The sequence below is a fragment of the Variovorax sp. VRV01 genome (assembly GCF_014852545.1).
GTDB classification, from domain to species: domain Bacteria; phylum Pseudomonadota; class Gammaproteobacteria; order Burkholderiales; family Burkholderiaceae_C; genus Variovorax; species Variovorax beijingensis_A.
Window position 1 is genome coordinate 1 of the sequence record NZ_JACVBS010000006.1, and the last position, 16,278, is coordinate 16,278.

Here is a 16,278-nt window from a genome sequence, read left to right on the forward strand (position 1 = left end):
CCCCTTGAGCCAGGGCATCGTGTTCGGCACCAGCGTGGCCTGCCCGCTGCACAACTGGGCCATCGGGCTGCAGGACGGGTGTGCCCAATCGCCCGACGAAGGGTGCACGCCGCGGTTTGCGGTGAAGCTCGAAGATGGCCAGGTCATGATGAACATGGTCGAACTGAAGACGCACGCGCTCGACCTGGCGCCGCCGCGCGCCGGCCCCGGTGCCGCAACGGCCGGCAAGCTGGGCGACGAGACCTTCGACGTGCAGGCGCCGCACAGCAGCTAGGCGCGAAACCAAGACACCACCCATGGCTGAGACTCGCTCCACCTGCCCCTATTGCGGCGTCGGCTGCGGCGTTGTCATCGAATCCGATGGCGCGCAGATCACCGGCGTGCGCGGCGACCCGGACCATCCGGCCAACTTCGGGCGCCTGTGCACCAAGGGCTCGACGCTGCATCTGACGGCCACGGCCACGGTCACGCGCCAGACACGGCTGCTGCAGCCGATGCGGCGTACCGAACGCGGCGCCGCGCCCGAAGCCATCGGCTGGAACGGCGCGCTCGACATCGCGGTCGGCAAGTTCGACCAGGTCATCCGCGACCACGGCCCCGACGCCGTGGGCTTCTACGTCTCGGGCCAGTTGCTCACCGAGGACTACTACGTCTTCAACAAGCTCACCAAGGGCCTGATCGGCACCAACAACATCGACACCAACTCGCGCCTGTGCATGAGCAGCGCGGTGGCCGGCTACAAGCAGACGCTGGGCGCCGACGCACCGCCGGCCTGCTACGACGACCTGAAGCACGCGCAATGCCTTTTCATCGTGGGCAGCAATGCTGCGTGGGCGCATCCGATCCTGTTCCGCCGCATCGAGGATGCGAAGGCGGTGAATCCCGAACTGAAGATCATCGTGGCCGATCCGCGCCGCACCGACACGGTGGAAATTGCCGACCTGTTCCTGCCCATCCAGCCCGGCACCGACGTCATGCTGTTCAACGGCATGCTGCACCTGATGCTGTGGGAGGGCTGGACCGACAACGGCTACATCGCGGCCCACACCAGCGGCTTCGATGCATTGAAGACCACGGTGCGCGAATGCACGCCCGACAAGGTGGCGCAGATCTGCGGCATCTCGAAGGACGACCTGCTCGCCGCGGCGCGCCTGTTCGCGACCTCGCCGGCCACGCTGAGCCTCTATTGCCAGGGCCTCAACCAGTCGTCGAGCGGCACCGCGAAGAACGCGGCGCTGATCAACCTGCACCTCGCGACCGGCCAGATCGGCAAGCCCGGCGCCGGCCCGTTCTCGCTCACCGGCCAGCCCAATGCCATGGGCGGGCGCGAAGTGGGTGGCCTGGCCAACCTGCTGAGCGCGCACCGCGACCTGGCCAATCCGGCGCATCGGGCCGAGGTGGCGGCGCTGTGGAACGTGCCCTCGGTGCCCGAAAAGCCCGGCAAGACCGCGGTCGAGATGTTCCAGGCCGCGGCCGACGGCGAGATCCGCGCGCTGTGGATCGCCTGCACCAACCCCGCCCAGTCGATGCCCGACCAGGCCACGGTGCGCCGCGCCCTCGAGCGCGCCGAATTCGTCGTGGTGCAGGAGGCTTTTTCGACCACCGCCACCTGCGCCTTCGCCGACCTGCTGCTGCCCGCCACCACCTGGGGCGAGAAGGAAGGCACCGTGACCAACAGCGAGCGCCGCATCTCGCGTGTGCGCCCTGCGGTGGCGGCGCCCGGCGAAGCGCGCCACGACTGGTCGATTGCGGTCGACTTCGCGCGCCGGCTCGAACAGCGGCTCGGCCGCGCCGACACGCTGTTTCCGTACGACTCCGCCGAACGGGTGTGGAACGAGCACCGCGAATCCACGCGCGGCCGCGACCTCGACATCACCGGCATGAGCTACGCGATGCTCGACAGCGCAGGTCCGCAGCAATGGCCGCTGAAGGAAGGCGAGGCCAGCGGCCGCGCACGCCTCTACGAGGACGGCATCTTCCCCACGCCGGACGGCCGCGCACGCTTCGTCGACACGGTCTACAAGCCGGTGGCCGAGGCGCGCGAGGCGCGCTATCCGTTCTCGCTCAACACGGGCCGCCTGCGCGACCAGTGGCATGGCATGAGCCGCACCGGCACGGTCGGCCGGCTGTTCGGCCACGTGGCCGAGCCGGTGGTGCAGATGAACGCGCAGGACATGGCGCGCCGCCAGCTGAAGGACGGCGACCTCGTGCACCTGACCTCCAAGCGCGGCTCGATCCTGCTGCCTGTGCAGGCCAGTGCCGAGATCGGCCTGAGCCAGGCCTTCGTCGCCATGCACTGGGGCGAGGAATACCTGAGCGGCTGCTCTTCGACCGGCACGCCGCTGGCGGGCATCAATGCGCTGACCACCTCGGCCTTCTGCCCCACCTCGAAGCAGCCCGAGCTCAAGCACACGCCGGTCAAGATCCTCAAGGCCGAGCTGCCGTGGTCGCTGCTGGCCATGGCCTGGCTGCCGCCGGACGCCGCGCTGGCCGCGCACCAGGCGCTCAAGCCGATGATGGCGATGTTTCCGTTTGCCACCTGCGTGCCGTTCTCGGGCAACGCGCCGGGCGAGGAGCGCAGCGGCATCCTGTTCCGCGCCGCCGCGCACGATGCGCCGGCCGATGAAACCATCGACCGCATCGAAGGCCTGCTCGGCCTGCGCGGCAGCGATGCCCTGCGCTACGCCGACCGCCGGCGCGGCCAGCGCCGCGTGGCGCGGCTGGTGCGGCGCGCCGACGGCAACGCCGGCCTCGAAGCCTTCCTGCTGGGCGGCGACACCAGCGCCGAAGCCTGGATCGGCACCCTGCTGCGCGAGGAAATCCCGGCGCAGACCTATGGCCGGCTGCTGCTGTCGCCGGGCGCGCGCGCGCCGGTGGCGGTGCAGTCGCGGGGACATCCGGTCTGCACGTGCTTCAACGTGACCGACCTGGCGATCCAGGCCGAGCTGGGCCGCTGCACCGGCACACCCGACGAGCGCCTGGCCGCACTGCAGGGCGCGCTCAAATGCGGCACCAACTGCGGCTCCTGCCTGCCCGAGCTCAAGCGCATGGTGCGCGCGACGCCCGCCGAAACCGTGGCCGAGGGTGCATAAGCCGACTTGCATTCCGGCATAAGCATTGCGGGACAATCGGCGCACCCATGGGAATCAGCCAATACATCAAGGAAATCGGCCGCGGCGCGCGCGGCGCCAAGCCGCTCACGCGCGAGCAGGCCACGGACCTGTTCGGCCAGGTGCTGGACGGCACCGTCACCGACCTGGAGATCGGCGGCTTCTGCCTGGCCATGCGCATCAAGGGCGAAACGCCCGAGGAGATGGCAGGTTTCCTCGATGCCACGCATGCGCGGCTCAACCACCTGCCCGCCGCCGACCGCCCGCTCGTCGTGCTGCCGAGCTACAACGGCGCGCGCCGGCTGCCGGTGCTCACGCCGCTGCTGGCACTGCTGCTGGCCCGCGAAGGCCTGCCGGTGCTGGTGCATGGCAGCGCCACCGAAACCTCGCGCGTGCTGGCGTCGAACGTGCTGGAGGCGCTGGACGTGCCCGCGCTGCCGGCCATCCGCAAGATCCCCTGCGGCGGGGTGGGCTTTGCGCCGACCGAGCTGCTCAATCCCGCGCTCAAGCGGCTGCTCGACGTGCGCCGCGTGGTCGGCCTGCGCAACCCTGGCCACAGCGTGGTCAAGCTGATGCAGCCGACCACCGGCCCCTGCGTGATCGTGGCAAGCTACACCCATCCGGAATACGCGCGCACCATGGGCGAAACCTTCGAGCTCATGGGCATGACCGCCCTGCTCTCGCGCGGCCTCGAGGGCGAAGTGGTGTCCGACCCGCGCCGCACCGCGCAGATCGACGGCTTCGTGCGCGGCGTGCGCAGCGAGCTGCAGGCCCAGGAAAGCGGCACGGCAAGCGAAGTGCCGGGCCTGCCGAAGGAGATCGACGTCGCGACCACGGCCGCTTACACGCGGCGCGTATTGAATGGCGAGCTTCCCGTGCCGGAGGCCATCGCCACCCAGGTGAGGCACATCACGCAACTGGCATCCCACGCATGAACAACGCCGCTTCTTCATCCACCGCCGGCAGCTGCACGCTGGTGGGCGCCGGCCCCGGCGATCCCGAACTGCTGACCCTCAAGGCCGTCAAGGCGATCCGGGCCGCGACCGTGCTGCTGGTGGACGACCTCGTGAGCGACAGCATCCTGGCCTCGTATGCGCGGCCCGATGCGCGCATCGTGCACGTGGGCAAGCGCGGCGGCTGCAAGAGCACGCCGCAGGCCTTCATCGAGCGGCTCATGATCACCGCGGTGCGCGAAGGCGAGACCGTGGTCCGGCTCAAGGGCGGCGATCCCTTCATCTTCGGCCGCGGCGGCGAAGAGGTCGAGCACCTGCGCGAAGCCGGCATCGAATGCACGGTGGTCAACGGCATCACCGCCGGCCTCGCGGCCGTCACCTCGCTCGGCGTGCCGCTCACGCACCGCGACCATGCGCAGGGCGTGGTGTTCGTCACCGGCCATGCCAAGACCGGCGCCGGCGCGGCCGAAGACCCGACCGACTGGCGCGCCCTGGCCGCCACCGCGCACAGCGCGCGGCTCACGCTGGTGATCTACATGGGCGTGGCGGGCGCCGGCCACATCGAACGCGAACTGCTGCACGGCCTGCCGGGCGACACGCCCGTGGCCGTGGTGCAGCATGCGAGCCTTCCGCACCAGCGCCACGTTGCGACCACGCTCGAGAGGCTGCAGGCCGGCATTGCCGAAGCCGGCATCGCGAGCCCTGCGGTGATCGTGGTGGGCGACGTGCTGCGCGGACTCGCCGCAGCGGCGCTGCCGGCGGACGCGAACCGCTTCGGCACCTAGGTTTCCGGGGTTTCGGGGCGAGGGCCGCCGGGCATCCCCGCTCGGGGCCATGGGCCCTCGAGCCGCCAACGTGGCATGGAGCGTGCTTAACGCCAGCATGCTCGCCTTCCGATCATTTCCCGCGCCCGGGGCCCAGCGATGACCGCCGCCATCGCGCCCCCGCCCGCCGCCGTCGAAGTCGTCGCGCTCAGCAAGCGCTATGCCGCGGGCACGCCCGCCGCCGTCGACCAGATCGACCTGCGCATCGCAAGCGGCAGCTATTGCTGCCTGCTGGGCCCCTCGGGCTGCGGCAAGAGCACTACGCTGCGCATGATCGCGGGCCACGAGTCGGTCACGAGCGGCGACATCCTGCTGGACAACCGCAACATCACCAACCTGCCCGCGGCCGCGCGCGGCACCGCGATGATGTTCCAGAGCTTCGCGCTGTTCCCGCACCTTTCGGCGCTGGACAACGTGGCCTTCAGCCTCAAGATGAAGGGTGTCGGCAAGGCCGAGCGCCAGCAGCGCGCACGCGAGCTGCTCGAGCGCGTGGCGATGGGCCACCTGGCCGAACGCAAGCCCGGCGAACTCTCCGGCGGCCAGCAGCAGCGCGTGGCGCTCGCGCGTGCGCTCATCACCGAGCCGCGCGTGCTGCTGCTCGACGAGCCGCTGTCGGCGCTCGATCCGTTCCTGCGCATCCAGATGCGCGCCGAGCTGCGGCGCTGGCAGAAGGAACTGGGGCTGACCTTCGTGCATGTCACGCACTCGCAGGAAGAAGCGATGGCGCTGGCCGACACCATGGTGGTCATGAACCACGGCGTGATCGAGCAGGCCGGTTCGCCGCACCAGGTCTACAACCATCCCGCGAGCGAATTCGTGGCGCGCTTCATGGGCGGCCACAACGTGTTCGACACGCCTGCCGGCCCGATCGCCGTGCGCAACGACCACATGCGGATCGCCCGCGGCGACGCGGCGGGCGGCCTGGCCGCCACGGTCACCGACGTCGAGTACCAGGGCACCTACGTGCTGCTCGGCCTCGCGCTGCAGGACGCCGCGCCCGGCGGCAGCGTCTCGGTGCTGCTGGGCGAGGCCGCCTTTCTTGCAAGCCCCCATGCGCCGGGCGATGCGGTGCACCTGTCCTGGGCCGCGGCCGATGTGCGCGTGCTCGGCCCCGGTGCCAAGCCGCCTGCCGAGCGCGCGCCGGCGCCGGCCGCGAGCGGCAGCCGCCCCGCACGCGACGACCTGGCCGCGCTCGCGAGCATGCCGCTGTGAGCGCGCGGCCGTTCTGGCATTGCCTGCATTTCCATTCGCTTTTTTCCACTTTCCCTCCCCTGCCTTTTTCTTCCACGGAGACTCTTCCATGACCGACCCCATCGACTCGTCCGCCGGCCTCCAGCGCCGCACCCTGCTGCAAGGCACCGCCGGCATCCTGGCCACGGGCATCGCGCCCTTCGTGCATTCGCAGGAAAAGATCGTGCTGCGCTACCTGGGCACGGCGGTGAACCAGGACAAGGCCATCGCCGAGAAGTTCAAGGCCGACACCGGCATCGAGATCCAGTACGTGGCCGTGACCACCGACGACGTGACCAAGCGCGCCGTCACCGCGCCCAACAGCTTCGACCTGATCGACACCGAGTTCTTCTCGCTCAAGAAGATCGTGCCCACCGGCAACCTGAAGGGCATCGACACCCGGAAGATCAAGAACGCCGACAAGATCACCACGCTCTTCACCAAGGGCGAGGTCGCCGGCAAGGCCGTGGGCGACCAGGGCACCGCGCCCAAGAAGGTGATCTATCTCGAAGGCGAGAAGAGCAAGAAGTTCGCGACTGCGCCAACACAGTTCATGTCGCTCATTCCCACGGTCTACAACGCCGACACGCTGGGCATCCGTCCCGACCTGATCAAGCGTCCCATTGGTTCCTGGGCCGAGCTTCTGAACCCCGAGTTCAAGGGCAAGGCCGCGATCCTGAACATTCCGTCGATCGGCATCATGGACGCGGCGATGGTGGTGGAAGCCAAGGGCATCCACAAGTACAAGGACAAGGGCAACATGACCAAGGCCGAGATCGACCTCACGATCAAGACCCTGATCGAAGCCAAGAAGGCCGGCCAGTTCCGCGCGCTGTGGAAGGACTTCAACGAGTCGGTCAACCTGATGGCTTCGGGCGAAGTGGTGATCCAGTCGATGTGGTCGCCGGCCGTCACCGCCGTGCGCACCAAGGGCATCGCCTGCAACTTCCAGCCGCTCAAGGAGGGCTATCGCGCCTGGGCCGCCGGCTTCGGCCTGCCGGCCACGCTCTCGGGCAAGAAGCTCGACGGCGCCTACGAATTCATCAACTGGTTCCTCGACGGCTGGGCCGGCGCCTACCTGAACCGCCAGGGCTACTACAGCGCCGTGCTCGACACCGCCAAGGCCAAGATGGAAGCCTACGAATGGGCCTACTGGATGGAAGGCAAGCCCGCCGCGCAGGACATCAAGAGTCCGAACGGCGACCTGCTCGCCAAGGCCGGCGCGGTGCGCGACGGCGGCAGCTACGAGCAGCGCATGGGCGGCATTGCCTGCTGGAACGCCGTCATGGACGAGAACGAGTACATGGTCCGGAAGTGGAACGAGTTCGTCGCTGCCTGATCCCGTGAACGCCCCCACCGCCAGCGCGCACGCGCCCAGCCCGTCCGTCCATGCCGTGAAGGCGTGGTGGCAGGCCGCGCCGTTCGCGCTGGTGTTCCTGCTGTTCTTCTTGGTTCCGCTGGCGCTGGTCGCGATGGTCAGCCTGTGGAACTTCAACGAGTACGAGCTGATCCCGGCGGTGACGCTGCGCAACTACCTGAGCCTGTTCGAGGGCTGTTCGCAGCTCACCGACAACGGCGACCTGTGCGTCACGCTCAATACCTACCTGAGCACCTTCAAGTTCTGCCTGCTGGTGTGGGGCATCACGCTGCTGATCGGTTTTTCGGTGGCCTACTTTCTGGCGTTCCACGTGCGCTCGCCGGGCATGCAGACGGCGCTGTTCGTGCTGTGCACCGTGCCCTTCTGGACTTCCAACGTGATCCGCATGATCTCGTGGGTGCCGCTCCTGGGCCGCAACGGGCTGGTGAACCAGGCGCTGATGGGCCTGGGCGTCGTCAACCAGCCGGTCGAGTGGCTGCTGTTCTCCAATTTCTCGGTGGTGCTCGCCTTCGTGCATCTCTACACGATGTTCATGATCGTGCCGATCTTCAACAGCATGATGCGCATCGACCGCTCGCTGCTCGAAGCGGCCAGCGACGCGGGCGCCTCGGGCTGGCAGACGCTCTGGAACGTGGTGGTGCCGCTGTCGCGCACGGGCATCCTGATCGGCTCGATCTTCGTCATCACGATCGTGATGGGCGACTTCGTCACCATCGGCGTGATGGGCGGGCAGCAGATCGCATCGATCGGCAAGATCATCCAGGTGCAGACCTCGTACCTGCAGTTTCCGCTGGCCGCGGCCAACGCGATGATCCTGCTGGCGGTGGTGCTGATGATCATCTGGGGACTCACCCGGCTGGTCGATATCCGCAAGGAGCTCTGAGATGGAACGCCGACCCGGCTTCTGGCCGCTCGCAATCGTGTTCGGCCTCTTCGTGCTGTTCCTCTACGGCCCGATGATCACGATCTTCATCCTGAGCTTCCAGGGCCCCGAAGGCGGCCTGACCTTTCCGCTGCGCGGCGTCTCGCTGCACTGGTTCCACAAGCTGGCCGAGGGCCTGGGCACCGTCGACATCGGCGCGGCCTTCCGGCGTTCGCTGGCGCTGGGCGCGGTGGTCATGGGCTTCACCGTGGTGCTGTCGGTGCTGGCCGGGCTCGCGTTCCGCAAGAAGCTCGCGGGCAGCAACGCCCTGTTCTTCGTGACCGTGGCAAGCCTCATCATGCCGTCGATCATCATTTCGCTCGGCATCGGCCTGCAGTTCCGGCTGCTCGACACCGGCATCAAGAGCCTGCTGACGGCGATGGATGCCACCACGCTGCTCGAGGGCTACGGCACCGCGCTCGGCCTCTTCAGTTCCGCCCTCGGCGCGCACCTGACGTGGACCCTGCCCTTCGGCCTGCTCATCATGTTCGCGGTGTTCAACCGCTTCAACCCGGCCTACGAGGAAGCCGCGCGCGATCTCGGCGCCACGCCCTGGCAGACCTTCCGTTTCGTGGTGCTGCCGCTGATCGGGCCGTCGATCGTCGGCATCGGCATGTTCGGCTTCACGCTGTCGTGGGACGAGATCGCCCGCACCTCGCAGGCCATCGGCGACGTCAACACGCTGCCGCTCGAGCTGCAGGGCCTGACCTCGACGGTCACGACGCCTTCCATCTATGCGCTGGGGACGGTGACCACCGTCGTGTCGCTGCTGGTCATGGCCGTGGCGCTGGGCACGGCTGCGCTGCTGCGCCGGCGCGCCGTGCGGCCGCGCTGAGGCCCGGATGGCATGGCCATGCCTGGCCGTTCGGCCGACGTGAGAGTTTTCCTACAGCCGCCTAAAATCGCGCCCAACAAGACACAACACGAGCGAGAGAGAGGCGGGCAATGCTGGACATCGACAAACTCAACGAATTCACCCAGACCCATGGCGAGCTGCGCCGCGGCCGGGGCCTCGTCACCGGAACCATCGCGCTGAGCCTGGGCATCCTGTGCTTCCTCGGCGTGCTGGCCTTCCACTTTCCCCAATACCTCACGACGCCCGAGCTGCGCAAGAGCTACAACGTCGACGTGATGCGCTTCATCCTGCTGGCGGCCATGGTGGTCTCGGGCGGGCTGGCGCTGGTGAACATCATCTTCAACCGCTCGCGCTGGCTCTCTTCGGCCGCCTTCCTGCTGGTGGCCGCGGCCGCGCTGCTGGGCGGGCACAAGGTGCCGGTGAACGACTTTGCCGACAACACGCCCTACATCGGCCTGGACTGGTTCATCCTGGACCTGCTGGGCTCCTCGCTGATCTTCATCTTCATCGAGAAGCTGTTCGCGCTGCGCAAGGACCAGCCGGTGTTCCGCGCCGAATGGCAGACCGACTTCCATCATTTCGTGGTCAACCACATGATCGTGGGATTCGTCCTGCTGGCCACCAACCTGATGGTGCACAAGTTCTTCGGCTGGGCCGCCAACGACGGCGTGCGCGGCTGGGTGGGCAACCTGCCGTTCTGGGCCGGGCTGCTGCTGATCATCCTGGTGGCCGACCTCGTGCAGTACTGGACCCACCGCGCCTACCACGAGGTGCCGGTGCTGTGGCGCCTGCACGCGGTGCACCACAGCGTGAAGAGCATGGACTGGATGGCCGGCTCGCGCCAGCACATCCTCGAGCTGCTGATCACGCGCACGCTGGTGCTGGCGCCGATCTACGTGCTGGGCTTCTCCAAGGAAGTGATCGACGCGTACATCGTGGTGGTGGGCTTCCAGGCGGTGTTCAACCACTGCAACGTGAGCGTGCGGCTCGGGCCGCTGCGCTACGTCATCGTCACGCCCAACTTCCACCACTGGCACCACAGCCAGGACGTGGAGGCGCTCGACAAGAACTATTCGGCGCACTACGCCTTTCTCGACTATCTCTTCGGCACGGCGGTGAAGAGCACCAAGCTCTGGCCCGAGAAGTACGGCGTGCTCGGCGACTACGTGCCCAACGGCTTCTTCAAGCAGTTGAAGTTTCCTTTCGTCTGGAAGGGATGATGCGGCGCCCTCTGCACGCGGCGGCGCTCGGCGCTGCCGCATTGCTGCTGCTCTCGGCCTGCGCCACCCGCGTCGACCTGCCGTCCAAGGACGCGGGGCTGCGCCTGCGCGTGCAGAGCTCGGTCATCGCGCCCGGCAACGGCGGCGAGCTCATTGCCGCCGACGCGCTGCAGCCCGGCGACATCCTGCTGACCTCCATCGCCACGGTCAATTCCTTCGGCATCCGGCTGGGCACCTTCTCGCCCGTGAGCCACGCCGTGCTCTACCTGGGCGACGGCCTGATCGCCGAGGCGGTAGGCAGCGGCGTGCGCGCGCGGCCGCTGGCCGACGTGGTGGACGAGGAACAGATGGTCGTGGCCTTCCGGGTGCCCGGGCTCGATGCCTCGGGTGCCCAGAAACTGCGCGCCTGGGCCAACTCGCAGGTGGGCATCCGCTACAACACCACCGGCGTGCTGCTGAATGCGCCATTCGTGCTGAACCGGCGCCTGTGCGAGCTGCCGCTCGTCCCCTCCGCCGTCAGCCACTACTGCATCAGCGGCATGGCCATGGTGCAGCTGGGCGCGAGCCGCGACGACCAGTTCTTCTGCTCGCAGTTCGTGCTCGAGGCCTACCGAAGGGCCGGCCTGCCGATCACCGACGCCGACCCGCGCTGGGTCAGCCCGGCCGACCTGCTGCACATGCGCGAGGGCGACGTGCCCTCGATTGCCGCCACGCAGCCGCTGCGCTACGTGGGCCACCTCAAGTACAACGCGCCGCCGCTGCTTGCCGCAGACGGCCCCTGACCGCCTTGAGCAATTCGTCTTCGGTTCATTTATTCGACGCCGTCGTGGTCGGCGCCGGTGCCGCGGGCCTGTTCTGCGCGGCATTGGCCGGGCAGCGCGGGCTCAAGGTGCTGCTGGTCGACCACAGTGAAAAGATCGCGGAAAAAATCCGCATCTCGGGCGGCGGGCGCGCCAATTTCACCAACCGCGACCTCGACGTGCGCGCGCCGCAGCGCCACTTCATCGGCGACAACCCGAATTTCTGCCGCTCGGCGCTGTCGCGCTATGCGCCACAGCAGTTCATCGAGCTGGTGCACAAGCACGGCATCGCGTATCACGAAAAACACAAGGGCCAGCTGTTCTGCGACGGCTCCTCGCAGCAGATCATCGACATGCTGCTGGCGGAGTGCGATGCGGGCAGCGTCACGCGCTGGCAGCCGTGCAAGCTCGGAAAGATCGTCTTCTCGGCCTCCGGCGACGGCACGGCGGGCGCAGGCAGCTACAGGATCGATAGCACCCGGGGCCCCATCGAGACACCCAGGCTGGTGGTCGCCACCGGCGGCCTGTCGATTCCGCAGATCGGCGCCAGCGACTTCGGCTACCGCCTGGCCGAGCAGTTCGGCCTGCGCGTCGTCGCGCCGCGCCCGGCCCTGGTGCCGCTGACCTTCGGCGGCGAAGCCTGGGCGCCATATGCCGAACTGGCCGGACTGGCGCTGCCGGTGCGCATCGAAACCGGCGCCAGGAAGGAAAAGATGGCCTTCCTCGAAGACCTGCTGTTCACCCACCGCGGCCTGTCGGGCCCGGCGGTGCTGCAGATTTCGAGCTACTGGAAGCCCGGCAGCCCGCTCACGCTCGACTTTGCACCCGGCGTGGACGTGGCCGAAGCCTTGGGCGAAGCCAAGCTGCGCTCGAAGAAGCGCATCGCCAACGAGCTGGCCGCGCTCGTGCCCTCCCGGCTGGCGGATGCCTGGGTCGGGCAGGACCCGGCGCTGCAGCGGCCCGTCAACGAGGCGGCCGACAAGGCCCTGGCCACCCTGGCGGAGCGCATTGCCCGCTGGCAGATCACCCCGAGCGGCACCGAGGGCTACAAGAAGGCGGAAGTCACGGCTGGCGGCGTCGACACCCGCGATCTGTCCTCCCAGACCATGGAATCGAAGCAGCCGGGCCTGTATTTCATCGGCGAAGTGGTCGACGTGACGGGCTGGCTGGGCGGATACAACTTCCAATGGGCCTGGGCCAGCGCGCACGCCTGCGCCACCTCCTTCTGAAAAGACCGCGAAGCATGCGCAGCCCTGGGGAGTGCTATACTCGCGGGCTAACTTTTGGCCTTCCCTCAACGGCCGCAAAAATTTTCAGTTGAGGAACCCCGGCTTGGGGCCTCGATCTCCCCAGGCCAAATTCAGTTCAACGATTCATCAATGACCACCATCCGCGTTAAAGAAAACGAGCCTTTCGACGTCGCCCTGCGCCGCTTCAAGCGCACCATCGAAAAGCTCGGCCTGCTGACCGACCTGCGCGCCCGCGAGTTCTACGAAAAGCCGACCGCCGAGCGCAAGCGCAAGAAGGCAGCCGCCGTCAAGCGCCACTACAAGCGCGTGCGCAGCATGCAGCTGCCCAAGAAGCTGTACTAAGCAACACCCGGGCCCGGCCGCCGACGAAAGTCGCCGCCAGCCCCCGTTGCCCCAGCCGCGCCAGGGAAACCTGCCGCGGCTTTTGTTTTTTCCGAAAGGTTGTGCCGAATGACACTCAAAGAACAGATCACCGAAGACATGAAGACCGCGATGCGCGCCAAGGACTCGGAGCGCCTGGCCACCATCCGCCTGCTGCTGGCCGCGATGAAGCAGAAGGAAGTCGACGAGCGCGTGGAGCTCGACGACGCCATGGTCGTTGCCATCGTCGACAAGATGGTCAAGCAGCGCAAGGACTCGATCGCCGCGTTCACGACCGGCGGCCGCACCGACCTGGCCGACAAGGAAGCCGCCGAGATCAAGGTGCTCGAGGTCTATCTGCCGCAGCGCATGAGCGCCGATGAGGTGGCCGCCGAAGTGAAGGCCATCGTGGCCGAACTGGGCGCCAAGGGTCCCGGCGACATGGGCAAGGTGATGGGCGCGGTCAAGACCCGCCTCGCAGGCAAGGCCGACATGGGCCAGGTGAGCGCCGCCGTCAAGGCCGCCCTCGCGAACGCCTGATGAACGACAGCAGCAGCGGCCGCACCAGCCCGATCCTGAAGGCCTGCGCCTGCCTGGTCGACGCCAGGGGCCGGCTGCTGGTGTTCCGCCACCCGGGCGACGGCAACATGCAGCTACCCAAGGGCACCATCGAGCCCGGCGAATCGCCCGAGGTGGCGGTGCGGCGCGAGCTGCTGGAGGAATCGGGCATCGACCACGTCGGCGAACTGCTGCCGCTCGGCACCCTGCAGCGCGACTGCGAAGCCGGCATCGAAGGCAATACGCTGCGCCACCCCCAGCTGTGGCACCTGTTCCTGATGCGCGCCGACGGCCCGCTGCCCGAAACCTTCGACCACGTGGCCATGGGCAGCCCCGAGGAGGACGGCCTGGTGTTCTCGTTCAGCTGGCTCGCAGCCGGCGACGACACGGCCAATTTCACCCTGCCCTACCGGCAGGCCATCGAGCGCGTTCGCGCGGCCCTGCTCGCAACGCAGTAAAGCCGGTCGGGTTCACGCCAGCGCGCGAGCCACCATGTAGAGCCCCAGCAGCGCCAGCCCGGCCAGGAAGCAGCGCCTGAACACCGCCACCGGCAGCCGCTTGCGCAGCCAGGTGCCGATCGCCATGCCGCCGAGGGCCGGCACCAGCATCGCAAGCGATCCTCCCACCGCCGCCACCGGATAGCCGCCGTTGCCCGCGAGCCCGATGGCCAGCACCACGGTCGAGGTGGTGAACGAGATGCCCATCGCCTGGATCAGCGCGTCGCGCTGCAAGCCCAGGGCCTGCAGATAAGGCACGGCCGGCACCACGAACACGCCGGTCACCGCGGTCACCAGGCCCGTGGCGGCGCCCACCACCGGCCCGAGCCAGCGCTCGTGCGCCGCGGGCACCTGCAGCTGCCGCCCCGTGAGGCCCCAGAGCGCATAGGCCACCAGCGCCGCGCCCAGCGCCACCGAGGCCCATTCACCCGCAGGCACGCCCAGCCACAGCGCGCCACCGAGGGTGCCTGCCACGATGCCCGCCTGCATACCGCCGATGCGGCGCAGCACCGGCCAGAAGCTCGCGCGCGGCCCGGTCTGCCAGAGGTTGGTGACCAGCGAGGGCGCGATCAGCAGCGCCGCCGCGCGCACCGGCGGCATCCAGAGCGCGAGCAGCGCCATCGACACCGTCGGCAGCCCGAGCCCGATCACGCCCTTGACCACGCCGGCCAGCAGAAACACCAGGGCAGCGGCCGCCCAGTGGCCTCTTGCCAGTTCTGCCAGTTCGTTCGAGATCGTCATTGCGGCGCAGTCTGCCGGCCACGGCGGCGCCTGGAAATGCGGCATTCGCGCAGCCGGCCTCAGGCACAGGCTGAGGCTCCCGTGCTACCTTGCGGCGATGCGATTCGATCTCACCGACCTGCGGCTCTTTCTCCACGTGGTCGAGGCCGGCAGCCTCACGGCCGGTGCGGCGCGCTCGCACATGACGCTCGCCTCGGCCAGCCAGCGCGTGCGCGGCATGGAAGACGCCCTCGGCAGCCCGCTGCTCACGCGCCATGCGCAGGGCGTGCGCCCCACCGAGGCCGGACGTACGCTGCTGCATCATGCGCGCGTGGTGCTGCAGCAGATGGAGCGCCTGCGCGGCGAGCTCGGCGAATACGGCCAGGGCCTCAAGGGCCACGTGCGCTTCATGTGCGGCACCTCGGCGCTGACCGAGCACCTGCCCGAGGTGCTGAGCCGCTTTCTCATGCAGCATCCGCGCATCTCGGTCGACCTCGAGGAGCGGCCCAGCCCGGACACCGTCGACGCGCTGCGCGGCGGCCGCTGCGACATCGGCATCGTCTCGGACGCCATCGACACCGAGGGCCTCGAATGCCACCCGTTCCGCCGCGACGACCTGGTGCTGGTGATGCCGCGCGGCCATGCGCTGGCCGGCCGGCGGCGCGTGATGCTGGCCGAGGTGATCGACAGCGAATTCGTCGGCCTGCCCGCCGACAGCGCGCTGCAGCTGCTGCTCGCGCAGCATGCCCGCGCGCTCGGCAGGCACCTGGCCTATCGCGTGCGCGTGGGCAACTTCGAGGCCGTGTGCCGCATGGTGGAAAACGGCATCGGCGTGGGCATCGTGCCGCAGACGGCGGCCGAACGCTGCGCCCGCTCGATGAAGATCGCGCGCGCCGCGCTCGGCGACACCTGGGCCGAGCGCACGCTGATGGCATGCGTGCGCTCGTCGCAGGAACTGCCGCTCAATGCGCGGCGCATGCTCGAGCACCTGGTGGCGCCGGTGGAACAGGCTGCGGCGAAATAGCCGCAGCGCCCTTCCCCGGGCGGCTCAGCGCGCAGGCGCGGCGAGCAGCTGCGCCATCTTCTGCAGCGCCGCTTCCGGCGTCGGCGCGATGTGGATCGAGCAGGCCAGCATGAGGTTCAGCGGCTGTCCGAAATCCTCCACCGCGATGCCGCTGCCGCTCTCGCGCAGCACCCCGGCGGCATCGGGCGCGCACTGCAGCGCCGCGCGGGCGCGGTCGGCATAGCTGCCCGCAGGCACGCCGTAGGCCACGACCGGAATCTGCAGCGCCACCGCGGCGCCCACCTCGAACACCGTGCCCGAATCGGGCTCCAGGCCGCGGAAGCACGCGAGGTTGGCCACCACGCCGTCGGCGCCGCGAAGGCGCTGCATGTTGGCCTGGTAGATCTGCATTTCCGGCGCCTGCGCACCCGGCTCCTCGTTGCCGTCGGCCGGCAGCAGGGCTGCCAGCCCCAGCGCATCGCAGGCGGCCGCGAGCCGCATGAAGTGCTCCCTGGCGTCGGGGCGGAAGACGTCGGGGCCGGCAAGGTAGATCCGCGGGCGCGCCGGGTTGTCGGGGGATGTGTCCATGAAGGGCAC

16 protein-coding genes and 1 pseudogene are annotated in these 16,278 nt (G+C 68.7%); 15 read left to right on the forward strand and 2 right to left on the reverse strand.

The window, feature by feature from the left end; genetic code table 11:
* The 14 genes and pseudogenes from IB278_RS12200 to IB278_RS12265 form a co-directional block, all read left to right on the forward strand.
* Window positions 1-274, forward strand: a pseudogene (locus IB278_RS12200) (nitrite reductase (NAD(P)H) small subunit); the annotation flags it as partial.
* Window positions 275-296: 22 nt separating this feature from the next.
* On the forward strand, window positions 297-3,092 hold the full coding sequence (locus IB278_RS12205) for a nitrate reductase (RefSeq protein ID WP_192323551.1): 2,796 nt from the start codon (window positions 297-299) through the stop codon (window positions 3,090-3,092).
* A 47-nt stretch (window positions 3,093-3,139) separates the two neighbouring features.
* Window positions 3,140-4,045, forward strand: a complete 906-nt coding sequence (gene ybiB / locus IB278_RS12210) for a DNA-binding protein YbiB (protein WP_145746258.1) — start codon at window positions 3,140-3,142, stop codon at window positions 4,043-4,045.
* Window positions 4,042-4,848: a uroporphyrinogen-III C-methyltransferase gene (cobA, locus tag IB278_RS12215; RefSeq protein ID WP_192323552.1), complete on the forward strand. Its 807-nt coding sequence runs from the start codon at window positions 4,042-4,044 to the stop codon at window positions 4,846-4,848. The genes ybiB and cobA overlap by 4 nt, the downstream gene beginning before the upstream one ends.
* Window positions 4,849-4,986: 138 nt before the next feature.
* The gene (locus IB278_RS12220; protein ID WP_192323553.1) at window positions 4,987-6,099 is read left to right on the forward strand and encodes an ABC transporter ATP-binding protein; all 1,113 of its coding nucleotides are present in this window, start codon (window positions 4,987-4,989) and stop codon (window positions 6,097-6,099) included.
* A gap of 88 nt (window positions 6,100-6,187) precedes the next feature.
* Window positions 6,188-7,456 (forward strand): ABC transporter substrate-binding protein, encoded by a 1,269-nt coding sequence (locus IB278_RS12225; protein ID WP_192323554.1) that lies wholly within the window; start codon window positions 6,188-6,190, stop codon window positions 7,454-7,456.
* A 4-nt stretch (window positions 7,457-7,460) separates the two neighbouring features.
* Complete coding sequence (locus tag IB278_RS12230; protein ID WP_192323555.1) at window positions 7,461-8,378, forward strand: ABC transporter permease; 918 nt, start codon at window positions 7,461-7,463, stop codon at window positions 8,376-8,378.
* A gap of 1 nt (window position 8,379) precedes the next feature.
* Window positions 8,380-9,252 (forward strand): ABC transporter permease, encoded by an 873-nt coding sequence (locus tag IB278_RS12235; RefSeq protein ID WP_186454239.1) that lies wholly within the window; start codon window positions 8,380-8,382, stop codon window positions 9,250-9,252.
* A 110-nt stretch (window positions 9,253-9,362) separates the two neighbouring features.
* Window positions 9,363-10,493: a sterol desaturase family protein gene (locus IB278_RS12240; RefSeq protein ID WP_145746252.1), complete on the forward strand. Its 1,131-nt coding sequence runs from the start codon at window positions 9,363-9,365 to the stop codon at window positions 10,491-10,493.
* Window positions 10,490-11,275, forward strand: a complete 786-nt coding sequence (locus IB278_RS12245; RefSeq protein WP_192323556.1) for a YaeF family permuted papain-like enzyme — start codon at window positions 10,490-10,492, stop codon at window positions 11,273-11,275. The genes IB278_RS12240 and IB278_RS12245 overlap by 4 nt, the downstream gene beginning before the upstream one ends.
* A 5-nt stretch (window positions 11,276-11,280) precedes the next feature.
* Complete coding sequence (locus IB278_RS12250) at window positions 11,281-12,522, forward strand: NAD(P)/FAD-dependent oxidoreductase (RefSeq protein ID WP_145746250.1); 1,242 nt, start codon at window positions 11,281-11,283, stop codon at window positions 12,520-12,522.
* A gap of 150 nt (window positions 12,523-12,672) precedes the next feature.
* Window positions 12,673-12,885, forward strand: a complete 213-nt coding sequence (gene rpsU, locus IB278_RS12255; protein WP_007833691.1) for a 30S ribosomal protein S21 — start codon at window positions 12,673-12,675, stop codon at window positions 12,883-12,885.
* A gap of 108 nt (window positions 12,886-12,993) precedes the next feature.
* A complete protein-coding gene (locus IB278_RS12260) occupies window positions 12,994-13,443 on the forward strand; it encodes a GatB/YqeY domain-containing protein (RefSeq protein WP_145746249.1) in 450 nt (149 codons plus the stop codon).
* Window positions 13,443-13,919, forward strand: coding sequence for an NUDIX domain-containing protein (locus IB278_RS12265; RefSeq protein ID WP_145746248.1), 477 nt, complete (start codon window positions 13,443-13,445; stop codon window positions 13,917-13,919). Before IB278_RS12260 ends, IB278_RS12265 begins: the two co-directional genes overlap by 1 nt.
* Window positions 13,920-13,931: 12 nt before the next feature.
* Here the strand turns inward: IB278_RS12265 and IB278_RS12270 are convergent, their stop codons facing one another.
* Window positions 13,932-14,699: a sulfite exporter TauE/SafE family protein gene (locus IB278_RS12270; RefSeq protein ID WP_192323557.1), complete on the reverse strand. Its 768-nt coding sequence runs from the start codon at window positions 14,697-14,699 to the stop codon at window positions 13,932-13,934.
* A 97-nt stretch (window positions 14,700-14,796) separates the two neighbouring features.
* On the opposite strand from IB278_RS12270, the gene IB278_RS12275 reads away from it, so the two are divergent.
* Window positions 14,797-15,702 (forward strand): LysR family transcriptional regulator, encoded by a 906-nt coding sequence (locus IB278_RS12275; RefSeq protein WP_192323558.1) that lies wholly within the window; start codon window positions 14,797-14,799, stop codon window positions 15,700-15,702.
* 24 nt (window positions 15,703-15,726) lie between these two features.
* On the opposite strand, the gene IB278_RS12280 is transcribed toward IB278_RS12275, so the two are convergent.
* The gene (locus tag IB278_RS12280; RefSeq protein ID WP_145746245.1) at window positions 15,727-16,269 is read right to left on the reverse strand and encodes a nucleoside 2-deoxyribosyltransferase; all 543 of its coding nucleotides are present in this window, start codon (window positions 16,267-16,269) and stop codon (window positions 15,727-15,729) included.
* Between the last annotated feature and the right edge of the window lie 9 nt (window positions 16,270-16,278).